Genomic DNA, 16,060 nt, shown 5'->3' on the forward strand with positions numbered 1-16,060 from the left:
TATGCCTCTCAGTCATCACGCTCATTGCGGTGTCCGCCGCCGCGTGCCCCAGGCGTCGGCGGCTGTCGGGCGACGCGTCGGCGGCTGACAGGCCGGATGGCGCGGGCGGGGTGAGGTCGCGGGTACGTCGCGGGACGTAGGGGCGGTGCCGCTCGTGGGCGCACGTCGGGAGGCGTCTGCGCGGGCAGAATGACGACCATGCGAGGGAACGGGTGGTGGGGGTGGCGGCACGCGGCGGCGGACACGGTGCTCCCTCTGGCGCTGCTCGTGTTCGGGGTGCTCGCCACCGACCTGGCCGGGGACAACCAGCCGGGGTCCACGCCGGTGGATGCCATCTGTCTCGCACTGATCGCGCTCGCCGCCCTCGCCCTACTGCTTCGGCGGCGAGCCCCGGTGGCGACCCTCGCAGTGGTCACCGTGGCCACCTCGACGTACCTGGTGCTCGGCTACCCGTACGGACCGATCTTGCTCGCGTTCCTGTTCGCGGTGTACACCGTGGCGGTGCGACTGCCGGTGCGTCCGGCGGCGCTCGCCGCCAGCGGTGCGTTCGTCCTGTTGGTGGCGCACGTCTTCGTCAGCCGTGGGCCGGCGCCGGGTTGGTTCGGAGTGCTGCCGGCGTCGGCCTGGGTGGTCGTACCATTCGCAGTGGGTGTGGTGGTACGCGTCAACCGCGAGACGGCCGCGCGTAGCCGCGCCGAACAGGCCCGTGAGCGTGCCGAGCAGGCCCGGCGGCAGGCCGACGAGGAGCGGTTGCGCATCGCTCAGGAGGTACACGACGTGGTGGGGCACGGGCTGGCCGCGATCAGCATGCAGGCGGAGATCGCCCTGCACCTGCTGCCGAAACGGCCCGAACAGGCGGAGGTGGCTCTGACCGCGATCAGCCGCACCAGCCGGGAGGCGTTGGACGAACTCCGGGTCACGCTGGGCGCGGTACGGCGGGGCGCGGAGCGTGAACCGGTGCCCGGTCTGGCCCGGCTCCCCGCCCTGTGTGACCGCCTGGCGGGCGCCGGTCTCGCGGTCGACCTGCGCCAGGACGGTGACCCGCGGGAGTTGCCGGCGGCGGTGGACCTGGCCGCGTACCGGGTGGTGCAGGAGGCGTTGACCAACGTGCTGCGGCACGCCGGGGTGGCGAGCGCGGAGGTGACCGTGGGCTACCGGGCCGACGAGCTGACCGTCGAGGTCACGGACCGGGGTGTCGGGGCCGCCAGCCGGTTCGACGCGGCCGGAGAGCTCGACGCGTCCGCCGGCCAGACCGGAGGGCACGGGCTGGCCGGCATGCGGGAGCGGGTGGCAGCGCTGGGCGGGCGGCTGACGATCGGACCGCGTCCGGGCGGCGGCTTCCGCGTCTGGGCCCGGCTGCCGCTGGGGCCTTCCACGTGATCCGGGTGCTGATCGCCGACGACCAGGACCTGGTCCGCCTCGGGCTGCGCGCGCTGGTGGAGAGCGAGGACGACCTGACGCTCGCCGGTGAGGCCGCCGACGGGTTGCGGGCGGTGGAGCTGGCCCGGCGGGAGCGGCCGGACGTCGTGCTGATGGACATCCGGATGCCGGGCATCGACGGGATCGAGGCGACCCGCCGAATCGTCGCCGATCCCGACCTGACCGGCACGCGGGTGGTGGTGCTCACGACCTTCGAGCTGGACGAGTACGTCTTCGACGCGCTGCGCCACGGCGCGAGCGGTTTCCTCACCAAGGACACCCGCCCGCCGGAGCTGTTGCGCGCGATCCGGCTGGTCGCCGAGGGAGAGGCGTTGCTGTCGCCGTCGGTGACGCGCCGGGTGGTGCGTGAGTTCGCCACCCGTCCGTCGCGGGCGCCCCGTCCGCACCCGCGGCTGGACACCCTCACCGACCGGGAGCGCCAGGTGGTGAGCCTGGTCGGTGAGGGCCTCAACAACGAGGAGATCGCCGCCCGGTTGGTGGTCAGCCCGGCGACCGCTCGGACACACGTCAGCCGGGCGATGGGCAAGCTGGGAGCCCGGGACCGGGCCCAGCTCGTCGTCTTCGCGTACCAATCGGGCCTGGTTTCGGGGTGAGGCCGGGCCGCCAGCGGCCGTGCGGCCGGGCGGCTACCCTAGCGGTGGCCGGACTCCGCAGTGCCGGCCGTGTTGTGCCCGCCGGAACACTGACAAACGGGATGTTCGCGTGTTTGACACCTTGAGTGACCGCCTGTCCGGGATCTTCACCAAGCTCCGCGGCAAGGGACGGCTCACCGACGCCGACATCGACGCCACCGCGCGCGAGATCCGCCTCGCGCTGCTGGAGGCGGACGTCGCGCTGCCGGTGGTCAAGGGCTTCATCGCGGCCGTCAAGGAGCGCGCCCGCAGCGCCGAGGTCTCCCAGGCGCTCAACCCGGCCCAGCAGATCATCAAGATCGTCAACGAAGAGCTGATCAAGGTGCTCGGCGGCGAGGGGCGGCGGCTCCAGTTCGCCAAGCAGCCGCCGACGGTGATCATGCTGGCCGGCCTCCAGGGTTCCGGTAAGACCACCCTGGCCGGCAAGCTGGCCCGCTGGCTCAAGGGCCAGGGGCACCAGCCGCTGCTGGTCGCCGCCGACCTCCAGCGTCCCAACGCCGTCGGTCAGCTCCAGGTGCTCGGTGGTCGGGCCGGGGTCGAGGTGTACGCCCCGGAGCCCGGCAACGGCACCGGTGACCCGGTCCAGGTGGCGCGCGCCTCGATCGAGCACGCCAAGCGTGCCGCCCGCGACATCGTCATCGTCGACACCGCCGGTCGCCTCGGCATCGACGCCGAGATGATGCAGCAGGCCGCCGACATCCGCGACGCCGTCTCGCCGGACGAGGTCATCTTCGTCATCGACGCCATGGTCGGTCAGGACGCCGTCCGCACCGCCGAGGCGTTCCGCGACGGCGTCGGCATCACCGGCGTGGTGCTCTCCAAGCTCGACGGCGACGCCCGTGGTGGTGCCGCGCTGTCGGTCCGCGAGGTCACCGGGCAGCCGATCCTGTTCGCCTCCACCGGTGAGAAGTTGGAGGACTTCGACGTCTTCCACCCCGACCGGATGGCCAGCCGGATCCTCGGCATGGGCGACGTCCTCACTCTGATCGAGCAGGCCGAACAGGCCTTCGACTCCGATCAGAAGGAGAAGATGACCGCCAAGCTGATGGGCGGGGAGCAGTTCACGCTTGACGACTTCCTCGATCAGCTCATCGCGGTACGACGGATGGGTCCGATCGCCAACGTGCTGGCCATGATGCCGGGCATGGGGCAGATGAAGGACCAGCTCGCCGACCTGGACGACAGCCACTTCGACCGGGTCACCGCGATCATCCGGTCGATGACCCCGGGCGAGCGCAACAACCCGAAGATCATCAACGGCTCCCGCCGGGCGCGTATCGCCAACGGTTCCGGTGTCACCGTGATGGACGTCAACCAGCTGCTCAACCGCTTCGCCGACGCGCAGAAGATGATGAAGCAGATGGGCGGGATGATGGGCCTGCCCGGCGGCGGTCGGCGCAAGGCCACCAAGTCGCCGAAGAACAAGCGCAAGGGCACCAAGGGTGGCGGTCGGCCGCGTACCGGCGCCGGGATGCCGGGCGGCTTCCCCGGTGGCATGCCGCAGCTCCCGCCGGGGATGGACCCGAACGACCTCGCCGGTGGCCAGGGGCTTCCGCCCGGCTTCAAGCTCCCGAAGATCGACTTCAACAAGCTCGGCAAGGGCGGCGACAAGGGCCCGCGCTGACACGGACCTGCCCGTGCTGACCTCCCGGAAGAACGACCTGCCCGCCCCCGACGGGGAGTGATCCGGTAGGACTGTGCGCATGGCTCTTCATGTGCGCGGCGTACTGCTCCCCGACGACGAGGTCCGGGACCTCTGGCTGGTCGGCGACCGGGTGACCTGCACCCCGGTGTCCGGCGCGGAGACCGTCGTGGACGGCGGGTTCGTCCTGCCGGGGCTGGTCGACGCGCACTGCCACATCGGCATCGCCCGGGGTGGCGCCCCGATCACCTCGCTCGACCAGGCCCGCGACCTGGCCCACGTCGACCGGGACGCCGGGGTGCTGGCGATCCGTGACGCCGGCTCGCCGTACCCGTACCCCGAGTTGGACGACGAACCGGACCTGCCGCGACTCGCCCGTGCGGGCCGGCACGTCGCGCCCCCGAAGCGCTACCTGCGCGACATCGGCGTGGAGGTCGACGCCAATGAGGTCGCCGCGACGGTGGCCGCCCAGGCGAAGGCCGGCAACGGCTGGGTCAAGCTGGTCGGCGACTGGATCGACCGGGGCGTGGGCGACCTCGCGCCGGCCTGGGACGCGGACACCCTGACCGCCGCCGTGCGGGCCGCGCACGACGCCGGGGTACGCGCCGCAGTGCACAGCTTCTCCGAGTCGGCCGTCGAGATCATGGTGCGCGCCGGCGTCGACTCGGTGGAGCACGGCACCGGCCTGAGCCTCGACCTGCTCGACGAGATGGCCCGCCGGGGCACCGCGCTCGTCCCCACAATGATCAATATCGCGACCTTCGGTGGGATCGCCGAGCAGGCGCGGGCCAAGTTCCCCGGGTACGCCGAGCACATGCTCGCGTTGCGCGACCGCTTCCCCGAGGTGGTCCGGGCCGCTCACGAGGCGGGCGTGCCGATCTTCGTGGGCACCGACGCCGGAGGCGGCATCGACCACGGGCTCGCCGCCGAGGAGATGCTGCTGCTGCACGAGCGCGCCGGCATGGCCCCGATCGACGTGCTCGCCGCCGCCTCCTGGGGCGCCCGGGAGTGGTTGGGCTTTCCCGGGCTGGTCGAGGGCGGTCTCGCCGACCTGACCGTCTACCCCGAGGACCCCCGCGACGACCTGCGGGTCGTCCGCGCCCCGTCCCGCACCATCCTGCGCGGCCGAGTGGTGCGCTGATCCCCTGCGCTGTCCCTGGCCCGTGCGGTGCCGCGCCCGTGCGGTGCCGCGCCCGTGCGGTGCCGCGCCCGTGCGGTGCCGCGCCCGTGCGGTGCCCCGCAAGATCGTGCTCGATCCAGGAAGTAGTGGCCTCGGGGGCGTGGGAATGCCACTACAACCAGGATCGAGCACGATCTTGCCGAGTGGAGGGGGTCGACAAAGCCAAGATCCGCGCAACTTCCCTGATGTTGCTGCCTCAGGCGCGCCGGAAGCAGCAACATCACCGATGTTGCGCGGATCTTGGCGCGGGGCGCGGGGCGCGGGCGCCGTCGGCAGGTGGCAGAGGGCTCAGCGGGGCTGGGGGATTGCGGCGGCGAAGAGGTGGACGGCCAGGTCGGCCAGGGCCGTGGCGGTCTGGTCGATCGGGGAGCGGGGGAGCACGATGTGGCTCACCACGAGGCGGACGATGGCGTCGGCGGCGAACGTCGTCGCGGCCTCGTCGGCGCCCGGCAGGTGGTCGCCGGCCCAGGTGAGCAGCGCGTCCGACGCCTCGTCGAGGACCACCTCGGCCCGGGTGGTGAGGTACGGCAGAAGCTCGTCCGAGCCACCCCGTGCGCTGGTCAGGATCGCCTTGACCAGCGGATTGTCCGCTGCGCTGGTGAGGGTGTGCGCGATGGCCGCGTACGCGCCGGCCCGCATGTCGGAGCCGTGCGCGCGCAGTGCCTCGCGTACGTCGCCCACGAACCGGTCCACCTCGTGTCGGGCGAGCGCCTCGGCCAGGCCTGCCTTGCTGCCGAACTCGTTGTAGACGGTCTGTCGGCTCACCCCGGCGGCGGTGGCCACGCCGCCCATCCGTACCGCGTCCCAGCCGGTGGCGATGGTCAGCGCGCGGGCTGCCTCCACGATCGTGTCCCGCGGTCGCTGGCGCGGCGAGTCGGTCGTCGCAGTCATGGTGGTCGAATTCTAGCCGCGCCGCGGGACCGCACCCGGCCAGCCCGCCGGCCGGTACCCCACGGTCCGCCGAGGTGCCGCCTGCTGACCGCGATCCGCTGGCCGGGTCGGTGTGGGCGACGTCCGTGGACGGCGCGACGCCTCCCGGGCGCGGCGGTGCGTCGCGTGGCGCATAGGATGTGCGGTCATGGCACGCGTGCTCACTCCCCGTGCGGAGGACTTTCCCCGCTGGTACCAGGACCTGATCGCCAAGGCGAAGCTGGCCGACAACGGCCCGGTCCGGGGGACCATGGTCATCCGCCCGGCCGGCTACGCCATCTGGGAGCGGATGCAGGCCGAGATGGACGCCCGGATCAAGGCGGCCGGCGCGGAGAACGCGTACTTCCCGCTGTTCATCCCGGAGAGCTACCTCAAGCGGGAGGCCGAGCACGTCGAGGGTTTCTCGCCGGAGCTGGCGGTCGTCACCCACGGTGGCGGCAAGCCCCTGGCCGAGCCGATCGTGGTGCGTCCCACCAGCGAGACGGTGATCGGCGAGTTCATGGCCAAGTGGATCGACTCGTACCGGGATCTGCCCCTGCTGCTCAACCAGTGGGCGAACGTGGTCCGGTGGGAGCTGCGCCCGCGGATCTTCCTGCGGACCAGTGAGTTCCTGTGGCAGGAGGGGCACACCGCGCACGCCACCCGCGAGGACGCGCGGGCGTACGCGCGGCGGATCCTGCACGAGGCGTACGAGGACCTGATGGTCAACGTGCTGGGCATTCCGGTGGTGGTCGGCCTGAAGACGGCCCGCGAGCGGTTCGCCGGGGCGACGGCCACGTACACCTGCGAAGGCATGATGGGCGACGGCAAGGCGCTTCAGCTGGGCACCAGCCACGAGCTGGGGCAGAACTTCGCCAAGGCGTTCGACATCAGCTACTCGGCCAAGGAGGGCGGCCGGGAGCACGCCTGGACGACCTCCTGGGGCACGTCGACCCGCATGCTCGGCGGCCTGATCATGGCGCACGGCGACGACAACGGCCTGCGGGTGCCGCCGAGGCTCGCGCCCATCCAGGCGTACATCATGGTCGTCAAGGACGGCGAGGGCGTCGCGGAGGCGGCGGCCAAGCTGCGCGACGGCCTGCGTGACGCCGGTGTCCGGGTGGCGCTCGACGATCGGACCGACACCGCGTTCGGCCGCCGGGCCGTCGACGCCGAGCTGCGCGGCTATCCGGTACGCGTCGAGGTCGGTCCCCGCGACCTGGCCGTCGGTAACGCGACGGTGGTTCGTCGTACCGACGGGTCGAAGTCCCCGACGCCGGTGGCCGACGTGGTCGGCGCGGTCCTGGCGGCGCTGGAGGCCGACCAGCAGGCGCTGCACGACCAGGCGCTGGCCAACCGTGAGTCGCGGACGGTGGAGGTCACGACCCTCGCCGAGGCGATCGAGGCGGCCGCGAACGGCTGGGCGCGGGTGCCGTGGTCGGCGGTCGGGGTGGCCGGCGAGGCCGAGGCGAACGGGCAGGGCGTCACGGTGCGCTGCCTGCTGCGGGCCGACGGCTCGGTGCCGGACTCGGAGGACGAGCCCGACCTGGTGGCCATCCTCGCCCGCGCCTACTGAGGTGCTCGTCGACCGGTTCGAGCCGGGTCGCCTGATCATGCACCGCAACGTGCGGCACGGCCGGATCGGTTGGGTCCGGCCGGGCCGGGTGGTCAGCGACGACGAGCGTGGTCTGCTGGTGTGGATCGTCCGGGACTCGCCGGTGGCCCACGAGGTGACCGAGGCGGGGCTCAACATGCGGGCGGTGCCGTTCGCCCAGTGGATCTCGTCGTCGTACCGGTTGGCGCACGGGCGGTGGAACGGTCCGCCGCTGCTGAAGTTCCTGCCCGCCGGGGCCGCGCATTCGGTGTGGTGGTTCCGGGACGCGCAGGGCCGGTTCGCCCACTGGTACGTCAACCTGGAGGAGCCCGGGGTCCGCTGGGACGACGGTGCGGTGGCCGGCGTCGACGTGGTGGACCAGGACCTCGACGTGGTGGTACGTCCCGACCTGAGCTGGCAGTGGAAGGACGAGGACGAGTTCGTCGAGCGGCTCGCCTTCGGCGACGACTACTGGGTGACCGACGAGAAGGCCGTCCGGGCCGAGGGCGAAAGGGTGATCGCGCTCGCCGAGGGCGGGAAGTTCCCGTTCGATGGCACCTGGTGTGACTTCACCCCGCCGGCAGACTGGGACGTACCGGATAAATTGCCCCCGGGGTGGGACCGCCCGCCGGTGCGCTGAGAGGTGTTCCGGATCACCGGTGACGTGGTGTCCGGGTCCGATGCGAACGATCGGCGGCGGATCTGGCAGAATGGGTCGCTGGTATCCGGCGCGCGTCCGGCGCCCTCTAACCCGGGCACGTCGCTAGTCCACCGAGTAGTCTCCGGCCCAACCCCACGGGTCCGGTCGGCGCTCACCCATGCACACCGCCCGCACGGGCCGGTGAGATCGCAACAGGAGCGAAACAACTGTGGCCGTAAAGATCCGGCTCCTGCGGATGGGCAAGATCCGCAACCCGCAGTACCGCATCGTCATCGCCGACTCGCGCACCAAGCGTGACGGCCGGGCGATCGAGTTCGTCGGGGTGTACCAGCCCAAGGAAGACCCCTCGATCATCGAGGTCAAGTCGGAGCGGGTCCAGTACTGGCTGTCCGTCGGCGCCCAGCCGAGCGAGGCGGTGCAGCGGCTGCTGGAGCTGACCGGTGACTGGCAGAAGTACAAGGGCCTGCCGGCCCCGCCGCCGCTCCTGGTCGCCCCCGAGCGGGCCGACCGCAAGGCGGCGTACGAGGCCGAGGCGAAGGCTGCCGCCGGGCTCGCCCCGGAGACCCCGGCCAAGCCGGCCAAGAAGGCCGCCAAGGCTGCCGAGGCTCCGAAGGCTGAGGCCCCGGCGGCGGAGGCTCCGAAGGCTGAGGCTCCGGCGACGGAGGCTCCGGCGACGGAGACCCCCGCCGAGACCCCCGCTGCCGACGCCGGTGAGCAGGCCTGACATGCCTCTGCGTCCCGCGTTGGAGCACCTGGTCAAGGGCATCGTCGACCACCCGGACGACGTCCGGGTCCGGCTGGTCGATTCCCGTCGGGGCAAGCGGCTGGAAGTCCGCGTGCACCCCGAGGACCTCGGCACGGTGATCGGGCGGTCCGGCCGGACCGCCAAGGCGCTGCGTCAGGTGATCGGCTCCATCGGTGGGCGCGGAGTACGCGTCGACATCGTCGACTCGTACTGATGCAGCTCGTCGTCGGAAGGATCGGCAAGCCGCACGGCGTCCGCGGTGAGGTCACCGTGGAAGTGCGGACGGACGAGCCCGAGGCGCGGTTCGCCCCCGGTACGGTGCTGCGCACCGAGCCGGGGGCGACACCCCCTCCCACCATCGATGAGCCCGGGGTGCCGTTCCAGGTTCCCGCGGAGCTGACCATCGAGGAAGCCCGCTTCCACCAGGGTCGGGTGCTGATCGCGTTCGAGGGCGTCCTGGACCGCAACACCGCCGAGGCTCTGCGCGGGACGCTGCTCGTGGTGGACAGCGCCGACGTCGAGCCTCCGGACGACCCGGAGGAGTTCCACGACCACCAGCTGGTGGGTCTGGCCGTGGTCACCCCGGCCGGCGAGCGGTTGGGCGAGGTCGCCCGGATCGACCACGCGCCGTCGTCCGACCTGCTGGTTCTGCGGCGTCCCGAGGGTCGTACCGCGCTGATCCCGTTCGTCCGGGCGATCGTCCCGGAGGTCGACCTGGCCGGTGGACGCGTCATCGTCGACCCGCCGGCCGGCCTGCTCGATCTTTAGGACCGCCCCGCATGCGCGTCGACGTCGTGTCGATCTTTCCGGAGTACTTCGCCCCGCTCGACCTGTCACTGATCGGTCGTGCCCGGGCCAACGGCGTACTCCAGCTGGCCGTGCACGACCTGCGGACCTGGACCCACGACGTGCACCGCACGGTCGACGACACCCCGTACGGCGGCGGCCCGGGGATGGTGATGAAGCCCGAGCCGTGGGGCGCGGCGCTCGACGCGCTCGCCCCGGACGGGGCCGCTCCACCTCGGCTGCTGGTGCCGTCGCCAGCGGGTGTGCCGTTCACCCAGGCCATGGCCCACGAGCTGGCCGCCGAGCCGCATCTGCTCTTCGCCTGTGGCCGGTACGAGGGCATCGACCAGCGGGTCCTGACGCACGCCGCCACCCGGATGCCGGTCACCGAGGTGTCGCTCGGTGACTACGTGCTCTTCGGCGGCGAGGTGGCGGTGCTCGTCGTCCTGGAGGCGATCACCCGGCTGCTGCCCGGGGTGCTGGGCAACGCCGGCTCGCTGGACGAGGAGTCGCACGCGCACGGCCTGCTCGAGGCGCCGATCTACACGAAGCCGCCGAGCTGGCGTGGGCATGACGTGCCGGAGGTGCTCCGCTCCGGCGACCACGGCAGGATCGCGCGCTGGCGGCGGGAGGAAGGGCTGCTGCGGACGGCGGACCGGCGTCCGGACCTGCTGGCCGCGCTGCCTGCCGACCGGCTCGACAAACGGGACATCGCGGCGCTGGAACGAGCCGGATTTCAGCCAGCGCCGGGGGATGTGGCAAAGTAGGGGGGTTGCCGCATCCGTCCACGCCCGTGGGCGGCTGCGAGGATCCCCGACCGGGGTCGGCCCGCCGACCGCCACCCGGGGATCAGAATCACCCACCCGCGCACCGAGTGACGGTGCGCCGTGAGCCTTACGAGGACGCAGCGATGAACATCCTGGACGCCCTTGACGCCCAGTCGAAGCGGACCGACCTTCCCGACTTCCGTGCCGGTGACACCGTCAAGGTGCACGCGCGGGTCGTCGAGGGCAACCGGTCCCGTGTCCAGATCTTCCAGGGCGTCGTGATCCGCCGCCAGGGTGACGGTCTGCGCGAGACCTTCTCGGTCCGCAAGGTCAGCTTCGGCGTCGGCGTCGAGCGGACCTACCCGCTCAACGGCCCGGGCATCGACCGGATCGAGATCGTGACCCGCGGTGACGTGCGTCGCGCCAAGCTCTACTACCTGCGCGAGCTGCGCGGCAAGAAGGCCAAGATCAAGGAGAAGCGGGAGAAGCAGCCCAGCTGACTTCCCGCTCGCCACGCCGCCTGAGCTGCGCGTATGCCGTACCGACCGGACCGCACTACCCTGGTCGTACGGGCGCAGCCAGGCGGTGGCCCCGCCCATGAGGCGGGCAGCCGTCCACAACCGCCCGTGGAGCCTCGACGAGGCTCCCGGGCGGTGGTGTTTCTGCGGACCGGGGAGTGGTGACGTGGTGCAGACGCTTGACGAGGACGGCACCGTCGATCCGTGGCGCCGGCGGGTCCGCCGTGGCCGCCGCCAGATGCCCCTCTGGCAGGAGCTTCCGCTGCTGCTGGTGGTGGCCTTCTGCCTCGCGGTGCTGATCCGCACGTTCCTGCTCCAGGCGTTCTTCATCCCGTCCGGTTCGATGGAGGACACCCTCCTGATCGGCGACCGGGTGCTGGTCAACAAGGTCGTCTACGACGTCCGTGACCCGGTGCGCGGCGAGGTGGTGGTGTTCCGGGGCACCGACCGCTGGGCGCCCCAGGTCGACGCGCAGCCGGAGCCCGGGTTCGCCGGAAAGCTCGGCCGGACCGTCGGCGACCTGGTCGGGGTGAGCCGTCCCGGCGAGAAGGACTTCATCAAGCGGGTGATCGGCCTGCCCGGTGACCGGGTGAAGTGCTGCGACTCGCAGGGGCGGGTCACCGTGAACGGCACCCCGCTCGACGAGCCGTACGTGCTGCGCGACTCGCCACTGGATCTGCCCCCGAACCCGCAGGAGTGCCGGTCCCGGCGCTTCGACGAGGTGGTCGTACCGCCGGGTCAGATCTTCGTGATGGGCGACCACCGCGAGGTCTCCCAGGACGCGCGCTGTCAGGGGCCGGTGCCGATCGACAACGTCGTCGGCCGGGCGTTCATGGTGGTCTGGCCGTCGTCGCGCTGGGCGGCGCTGTCGGTGCCGGCGACGTTCGACGACGTGGCCGCGCCGGCCACGGCCTCCTCCGATGCGCCGCCGGTCCGCCCGTCCCCGCAGGGCGGTGTGCTGCTGATCCTCCCGCTGGCGGCCGCGCTGAGGGGTTCCCGCGCGTTCCGGACGGTGACGTCCGGCCCGGCAACGTAGGCTCCTTGGCGTGATTGACGAGCAGACCGACAAGCCCCGTAGCTCCTTCTGGAAGGAGCTGCCGATCCTGCTGGGTGTGGCGATCCTGGTCGCGGTGTTGGTCCGCGCCTTCGTGCTGCAGACCTTCTTCATCCCGTCCCCGTCCATGGAGAACACTCTCAAGATCGATGACCGGGTTTTGGTCAACAAGCTGGTCTACGACTTCCGGTCACCGCACCGCGGTGAGGTGATCGTGTTCAAGGCACCCACCGAGTGGAGCGGCAACCCCGACGGCGAGGACTTCATCAAGCGGGTGATCGGCGTCGGCGGCGACCACGTGGTCTGCTGCGACCCGCAGGAACGTCTGATGATCAACGGCAAGTCGCTCGACGAGCCGTACATCTTCTCGATCGACGGTGTCCAGGACAAGGCCGCCGACCAGGAGTTCGACATCACCGTGCCGAAGGGTCGGCTGTGGGTGATGGGTGACCACCGCTCGGCCTCCGGTGACTCGCTGGAGCACTGGCAACAGTCCGGGCAGAACATCACCGAGGCCACCATCCCCGAGGGCGAGGTGGTCGGGCGGGCGTTCACCGTCTTCTGGCCCTTCAACCGGGCCACCTGGCTGACCGTGCCCGACCAGTTCGACGGCATTCCCAAGCCGTAGAAGCGGACGGGGGCATGGGCGATCGGCCGCCCGTCTGGCAGGCTGGTGCGGTGACCGTGAGGAGTGAGAGCACGGGCCCGGAGGCCGCGAACAGCGCCCTCCGTGTCTGCACCCCTCGACGCGCGGCCCGAGTGCTGCTCGTCAACGCGGCCGGCCGGGTTTTGATGTTCCACGGCTTCGACCCGGTCCGCCCGGAGCACCGCTACTGGTTCACCCCGGGCGGCGGGCTCGACGAGGGGGAGTCCCCGGCGCGCGGGGCGGCCCGTGAGTTGGCCGAGGAGACCGGGCTACGGGTCGAGCCCGCCGACCTGGGCGAGCCCGTCTGGTCGGACGAGACCGAGTTTCCGTTCGACGGCGGCTGGTACCGCCAGAAGCAGGACTTCTTCCTGCTCAGGGTGCCCGGGTGGCAGGTCGACACCATCGGTTTCACGGACATCGAGCAGCGCAGCATCGCGGGTCACCGCTGGTGGGCGCCGGCCGAACTGGCCGCCAGCGGCGAGCGGTACTACCCGCCCGAGTTGCCCGACCTGCTGGCCCGTCTCCTGCCGCCGGCTGGCGAGGCGTCGTGCTGACCCCGCCGCGTACCGTCGTGCGCCGGGAGGCCGGTCTGTACGCGTTGGAGCGCGCACTGCAACGGCGCGGCTTCCGGCACGTGGCCGGCGCCGACGAGGCCGGCCGAGGGGCGTGCGCCGGGCCGCTGGTCGCCGCCGCCGCCGTGCTCCCCGAGGGGCGACGCGGCGAGATCGACGGACTTGCCGACTCCAAGCTCCTCACCCCGGCCAGCCGGGAGCGGGTGTACGCCGAGGTCGTCGACCGCGCACTCGCGTACGCCGTGGTGATCATCCCGGCGGAGGAGGTCGACGCCCGGGGGTTGCACGTGTGCAATCTGGCCGCGATGCGTCGGGCCCTCGCCTCGCTCACCACCCGACCGGAGTACGTGCTGACCGACGGCTTCGGCGTGGACGGCCTCGGTGTGCCGGGGCTCGCGGTGTGGAAGGGCGACCGGGTGGCCGCCTGTGTGGCCGCGGCCAGCGTTCTCGCGAAGGTGACCCGGGACCGGATCATGGTGGAGTTGGACGGGGTGTACCCGGCGTACGGCTTCGCCGAACACAAGGGCTACATCACCCCGGAGCACAGCGCGACGCTGCGCGAGCACGGGCCGTGCCGGGAACACCGCTTCTCGTACGTCAATGTCGCCACGGTCTCCGGCCGCGACGGCCGGCCGCCGCGCGCCCGGCGGCCCGTCGACCCGGGCTCGGACGAGCCGATGGGGCACTCCCGCGCGTCAGGGGGTACCGTCGGCGTGGCGTTGGGCGAGCAGCTTCGGCCTTCGGCGCCGGTGGGGGAAGATGTGGTCATGGAAGGCGGAGTGCGATGAGCGCGGAAGATCTCGAAAAGTACGAGACCGAGATGGAGCTGCAGCTCTACCGGGAGTACCGCGACATTGTCCGCCAGTTCTCCTACGTGGTGGAGACCGAGCGCCGGTTCTACCTGGCCAACCAGGTCGACCTGCACGTGCGCAACTCCGACGGCGAGGTCTACTTCGAGGTCGAGATGCACGACGCCTGGGTGTGGGACATGTACCGTCCTGCCCGCTTCGTGAAGAACGTCCGCGTGATGACCTTCAAGGACGTCAACGTCGAGGAGTTGGAGAAGCCGGACATCTCCCTGCCCGCCGACTCCGGCTTCGGCAACTGACCGACCGGTCGCACCACGGGCCCCCACCCGCGGCTGACCCACCGGTCACCCGGCCGGCACCACGACCTCGACGCGCTGCACCAGATTGTTGGCGAAACCGCCACGGTTCCACGGCTGCTCGACCGGCTGGGTCCGCCCGGACGCGTCGGTCGCCCGCGCGCTGAGCACGTACCGGCCGGGCGTCGCCGTCCACTCGTACCGCCACCGCCGCCAGGCGAACTCGCCGCCCGCCGGCGGGTCCAGCTCGGCCGGCGCCCAGCTCGCCCCGTCGTCGACGCTCACCTCCACCGTCACCACCGGCGCGTGCCCCGACCAGGCCCGACCGTCCACCGTGCACGGTCCCGCCCGCAGCACCCGACGGCGCGTCATGAAGTCCGGAAAGCCCGGCGGGCGGACCAGTGCGCGCGGCTCGATCCGGGTGACCGCCTCGCCCGGGTCGTCGGCGTTCTGGCGCAGCCGGTAGGCGACCGCGTTCTGGTAGCCGTCGAACGGCGTCGTCCGGACGTCGATCGACTGCAGCCACTTGACGTGCGCCATGCCGTACCAGCCCGGCACGATCAGCCGCAGTGGCGCGCCGTGCTGCGGCAGCAGGGGAGCCCCGTTCATCTCGTACGCCAGCAGCACCTCCTCGCGTAGCGCGTCGGCGATCGGCAGCGCCCGCTGGTAGTCCTGCTCGACACCCCGCTCGACACCGTGATCGGCGCCCGTGAAGACCACGTCGACCGCGTCCGCGCCCAGGCCCGCCTCGCGCAGCAGCGGCGCGAGTGGAGTGCCGGTCCACTCGGCGTTGCCGACCGCCTCGACCAGCCACGGCTGACTCACCGGCCGGGGGTGCAGCAGGGCCCGACCGTTGCCGGCGCACTCCAGGGTGACCCGGTGGGTGACGCTGGGCCGTTCGCGCAGGTCGGCCAGGGTGACGGTCGACGGCCGTTCGACCGCGCCGCCGATGGTCAGCGCGTGCGTCGCCGGATTCAGCTCCGGGATGTCGTAGTGGATCAGCAGGTAGTGCAGCCCGGCCGGGGTGACGTCGTAGCGCAGCGCCTCCAGCGGAAGGCCGTGGTTGCGGGCGGCGAGCTGCAACTCGTCGGCGCTGATCGCCTCGTCCGGTGCGGCGAGCCGCGACGGGCCGCTGACGTCGGCCAGCGTCGGGCCGGAAGCTTCGGCGCCGTCCGGACGGGACGTCGTCCGATCGTCGAGAGTGGTCATGCTGGCCTCCCCGGTACACCCGGCGGCACCCGCCGTACGCGGCCCAGCCTAGGCCTTCGGCCAGCGCCGGAGAACCGACGCAAGAATTGGCACTGATCTGGTCGTACCGATGACGGGTTGAGGATTCGATGCTTGTAGATGAGGAATTCTGGCGGCTCGTCGCCGTGCTCGGCGGTCAGCCGGAGGTCCAGGACGACCGTCCGTACGAGCGGTTGACCGCCGTGTTGGCGGACGAGCCGGTGGAGCGGATCATCGATTTCGCCGAGACGCTTGCAGTCAAGCTCCATCAGTTGGACCGTCGGGTGCTCGCTCAGGCGGTCCCACCGGGCGCTGATCAACTGACTGAGGACGGCTTCCTTTATGCGCGCTGCGCGGTGGTGGTGGCGGGGCCTGCGGCATTCGATGCTGTGCTCGCCGATCCGGCGGCGTTCGCACGCTTCACCACCGTCGAGGCCGCACACGCGGATTCGATCCTCGACGTCCCCTCGAACGCCTATCAGAAGCTGACCGGGGCTAAGTGGGACCACGTCGAGGAGTACGACTACGAAACCGGTTCCAACGAGCAGTGGTGGTGATCTGACCCCGGCTCGTCCGATGGGA

The 16,060-nt window shown here is 71.6% G+C and carries 19 protein-coding genes; 17 read left to right on the forward strand and 2 right to left on the reverse strand.

Going from position 1 to position 16,060, the window contains the following annotated elements; all coding sequences use genetic code 11:
* The first annotated feature begins 198 nt into the window (after nt 1-198).
* From ABZV06_RS05000 to ABZV06_RS05015, 4 genes are all read left to right on the forward strand, one after another.
* Entirely contained in the window at nt 199-1,380 is a 1,182-nt protein-coding gene (locus tag ABZV06_RS05000) for a sensor histidine kinase (protein ID WP_355618753.1), read from the forward strand.
* Nucleotides 1,377-2,033 (forward strand): response regulator transcription factor, encoded by a 657-nt coding sequence (locus ABZV06_RS05005; protein ID WP_355233025.1) that lies wholly within the window; start codon nt 1,377-1,379, stop codon nt 2,031-2,033. The genes ABZV06_RS05000 and ABZV06_RS05005 overlap by 4 nt, the downstream gene beginning before the upstream one ends.
* A gap of 109 nt (nt 2,034-2,142) precedes the next feature.
* A complete protein-coding gene (gene ffh, locus ABZV06_RS05010) occupies nt 2,143-3,696 on the forward strand; it encodes a signal recognition particle protein (protein WP_355233026.1) in 1,554 nt (517 codons plus the stop codon).
* A 79-nt stretch (nt 3,697-3,775) separates the two neighbouring features.
* The gene (locus tag ABZV06_RS05015) at nt 3,776-4,855 is read left to right on the forward strand and encodes an amidohydrolase family protein (RefSeq protein ID WP_355618756.1); all 1,080 of its coding nucleotides are present in this window, start codon (nt 3,776-3,778) and stop codon (nt 4,853-4,855) included.
* A 327-nt stretch (nt 4,856-5,182) separates the two neighbouring features.
* Here the strand turns inward: ABZV06_RS05015 and ABZV06_RS05020 are convergent, their stop codons facing one another.
* A complete protein-coding gene (locus ABZV06_RS05020; RefSeq protein ID WP_355233028.1) occupies nt 5,183-5,785 on the reverse strand; it encodes a TetR family transcriptional regulator in 603 nt (200 codons plus the stop codon).
* A 187-nt stretch (nt 5,786-5,972) separates the two neighbouring features.
* Here ABZV06_RS05020 and proS point away from each other — a divergent pair, with 187 nt between their 5' ends.
* The 12 genes from proS to ABZV06_RS05080 all read left to right on the forward strand — a co-directional run bounded on the left by proS (nt 5,973) and on the right by ABZV06_RS05080 (nt 14,254).
* Nucleotides 5,973-7,379, forward strand: coding sequence for a proline--tRNA ligase (gene proS / locus ABZV06_RS05025; RefSeq protein ID WP_355618759.1), 1,407 nt, complete (start codon nt 5,973-5,975; stop codon nt 7,377-7,379).
* Between the two features lie 37 nt (nt 7,380-7,416).
* Nucleotides 7,417-8,037, forward strand: a complete 621-nt coding sequence (locus ABZV06_RS05030; RefSeq protein WP_355618973.1) for a DUF402 domain-containing protein — start codon at nt 7,417-7,419, stop codon at nt 8,035-8,037.
* Between the two features lie 229 nt (nt 8,038-8,266).
* Nucleotides 8,267-8,782, forward strand: a complete 516-nt coding sequence (rpsP, locus tag ABZV06_RS05035) for a 30S ribosomal protein S16 (RefSeq protein WP_355618762.1) — start codon at nt 8,267-8,269, stop codon at nt 8,780-8,782.
* Nucleotides 8,757-9,017, forward strand: a complete 261-nt coding sequence (locus tag ABZV06_RS05040) for an RNA-binding protein (protein WP_186718042.1) — start codon at nt 8,757-8,759, stop codon at nt 9,015-9,017. Before rpsP ends, ABZV06_RS05040 begins: the two co-directional genes overlap by 26 nt.
* Nucleotides 9,017-9,571 (forward strand): ribosome maturation factor RimM, encoded by a 555-nt coding sequence (gene rimM, locus ABZV06_RS05045; RefSeq protein WP_355618764.1) that lies wholly within the window; start codon nt 9,017-9,019, stop codon nt 9,569-9,571. Before ABZV06_RS05040 ends, rimM begins: the two co-directional genes overlap by 1 nt.
* Nucleotides 9,572-9,582: 11 nt before the next feature.
* Nucleotides 9,583-10,356, forward strand: coding sequence for a tRNA (guanosine(37)-N1)-methyltransferase TrmD (gene trmD, locus ABZV06_RS05050; protein WP_355233032.1), 774 nt, complete (start codon nt 9,583-9,585; stop codon nt 10,354-10,356).
* A 143-nt stretch (nt 10,357-10,499) separates the two neighbouring features.
* Nucleotides 10,500-10,856, forward strand: coding sequence for a 50S ribosomal protein L19 (gene rplS, locus ABZV06_RS05055; protein ID WP_007456548.1), 357 nt, complete (start codon nt 10,500-10,502; stop codon nt 10,854-10,856).
* A 184-nt stretch (nt 10,857-11,040) separates the two neighbouring features.
* The gene (gene lepB, locus ABZV06_RS05060; RefSeq protein WP_355233033.1) at nt 11,041-11,910 is read left to right on the forward strand and encodes a signal peptidase I; all 870 of its coding nucleotides are present in this window, start codon (nt 11,041-11,043) and stop codon (nt 11,908-11,910) included.
* 10 nt (nt 11,911-11,920) lie between these two features.
* Complete coding sequence (gene lepB / locus ABZV06_RS05065; RefSeq protein WP_355233034.1) at nt 11,921-12,556, forward strand: signal peptidase I; 636 nt, start codon at nt 11,921-11,923, stop codon at nt 12,554-12,556.
* 14 nt (nt 12,557-12,570) lie between these two features.
* Nucleotides 12,571-13,128 carry an NUDIX domain-containing protein gene (locus ABZV06_RS05070; RefSeq protein ID WP_355618766.1) on the forward strand — a complete coding sequence of 186 codons (558 nt, stop codon included), beginning with the start codon at nt 12,571-12,573 and terminating at the stop codon, nt 13,126-13,128.
* Nucleotides 13,122-13,934, forward strand: a complete 813-nt coding sequence (locus tag ABZV06_RS05075) for a ribonuclease HII (protein ID WP_355233036.1) — start codon at nt 13,122-13,124, stop codon at nt 13,932-13,934. The genes ABZV06_RS05070 and ABZV06_RS05075 overlap by 7 nt, the downstream gene beginning before the upstream one ends.
* Nucleotides 13,931-14,254, forward strand: coding sequence for a DUF2469 domain-containing protein (locus ABZV06_RS05080; RefSeq protein WP_018218957.1), 324 nt, complete (start codon nt 13,931-13,933; stop codon nt 14,252-14,254). The genes ABZV06_RS05075 and ABZV06_RS05080 overlap by 4 nt, the downstream gene beginning before the upstream one ends.
* Before the next feature lie 45 nt (nt 14,255-14,299).
* Here ABZV06_RS05080 and ABZV06_RS05085 read toward each other — a convergent pair whose 3' ends face one another.
* Nucleotides 14,300-15,460 (reverse strand): sulfite oxidase, encoded by a 1,161-nt coding sequence (locus ABZV06_RS05085; protein ID WP_355618768.1) that lies wholly within the window; start codon nt 15,458-15,460, stop codon nt 14,300-14,302.
* Nucleotides 15,461-15,588: 128 nt separating this feature from the next.
* Here ABZV06_RS05085 and ABZV06_RS05090 point away from each other — a divergent pair, with 128 nt between their 5' ends.
* Nucleotides 15,589-16,035 (forward strand): DUF4240 domain-containing protein, encoded by a 447-nt coding sequence (locus ABZV06_RS05090; protein ID WP_355233038.1) that lies wholly within the window; start codon nt 15,589-15,591, stop codon nt 16,033-16,035.
* The last annotated feature ends 25 nt before the right edge of the window (nt 16,036-16,060 follow it).

The sequence above is a fragment of the Micromonospora sp. NPDC005172 genome, from assembly GCF_040608555.1.
In the GTDB taxonomy this organism is placed as follows: domain Bacteria; phylum Actinomycetota; class Actinomycetes; order Mycobacteriales; family Micromonosporaceae; genus Micromonospora.

Excerpts from the sequence above, each read along its gene's own strand:
- ABZV06_RS05000 (WP_355618753.1), top strand. The coding sequence starts at position 199 with ATGCGAGGGAACGGGTGGTGGGGGTGGCGGCACGCGGCGGCGGACACG.
- ABZV06_RS05015 (WP_355618756.1), top strand. The coding sequence starts at position 3,776 with ATGGCTCTTCATGTGCGCGGCGTACTGCTCCCCGACGACGAGGTCCGG.
- ABZV06_RS05020 (WP_355233028.1), bottom strand. The coding sequence starts at position 5,785 with ATGACTGCGACGACCGACTCGCCGCGCCAGCGACCGCGGGACACGATC.
- proS (WP_355618759.1), top strand. The coding sequence starts at position 5,973 with ATGGCACGCGTGCTCACTCCCCGTGCGGAGGACTTTCCCCGCTGGTAC.
- ABZV06_RS05030 (WP_355618973.1), top strand. The coding sequence starts at position 7,417 with ATGCACCGCAACGTGCGGCACGGCCGGATCGGTTGGGTCCGGCCGGGC.
- rimM (WP_355618764.1), top strand. The coding sequence starts at position 9,017 with ATGCAGCTCGTCGTCGGAAGGATCGGCAAGCCGCACGGCGTCCGCGGT.
- trmD (WP_355233032.1), top strand. The coding sequence starts at position 9,583 with ATGCGCGTCGACGTCGTGTCGATCTTTCCGGAGTACTTCGCCCCGCTC.
- rplS (WP_007456548.1), top strand. The coding sequence starts at position 10,500 with ATGAACATCCTGGACGCCCTTGACGCCCAGTCGAAGCGGACCGACCTT.
- ABZV06_RS05070 (WP_355618766.1), top strand. The coding sequence starts at position 12,571 with ATGGGCGATCGGCCGCCCGTCTGGCAGGCTGGTGCGGTGACCGTGAGG.
- ABZV06_RS05080 (WP_018218957.1), top strand. The coding sequence starts at position 13,931 with ATGAGCGCGGAAGATCTCGAAAAGTACGAGACCGAGATGGAGCTGCAG.
- ABZV06_RS05085 (WP_355618768.1), bottom strand. The coding sequence starts at position 15,460 with ATGACCACTCTCGACGATCGGACGACGTCCCGTCCGGACGGCGCCGAA.
- ABZV06_RS05090 (WP_355233038.1), top strand. The coding sequence starts at position 15,589 with ATGCTTGTAGATGAGGAATTCTGGCGGCTCGTCGCCGTGCTCGGCGGT.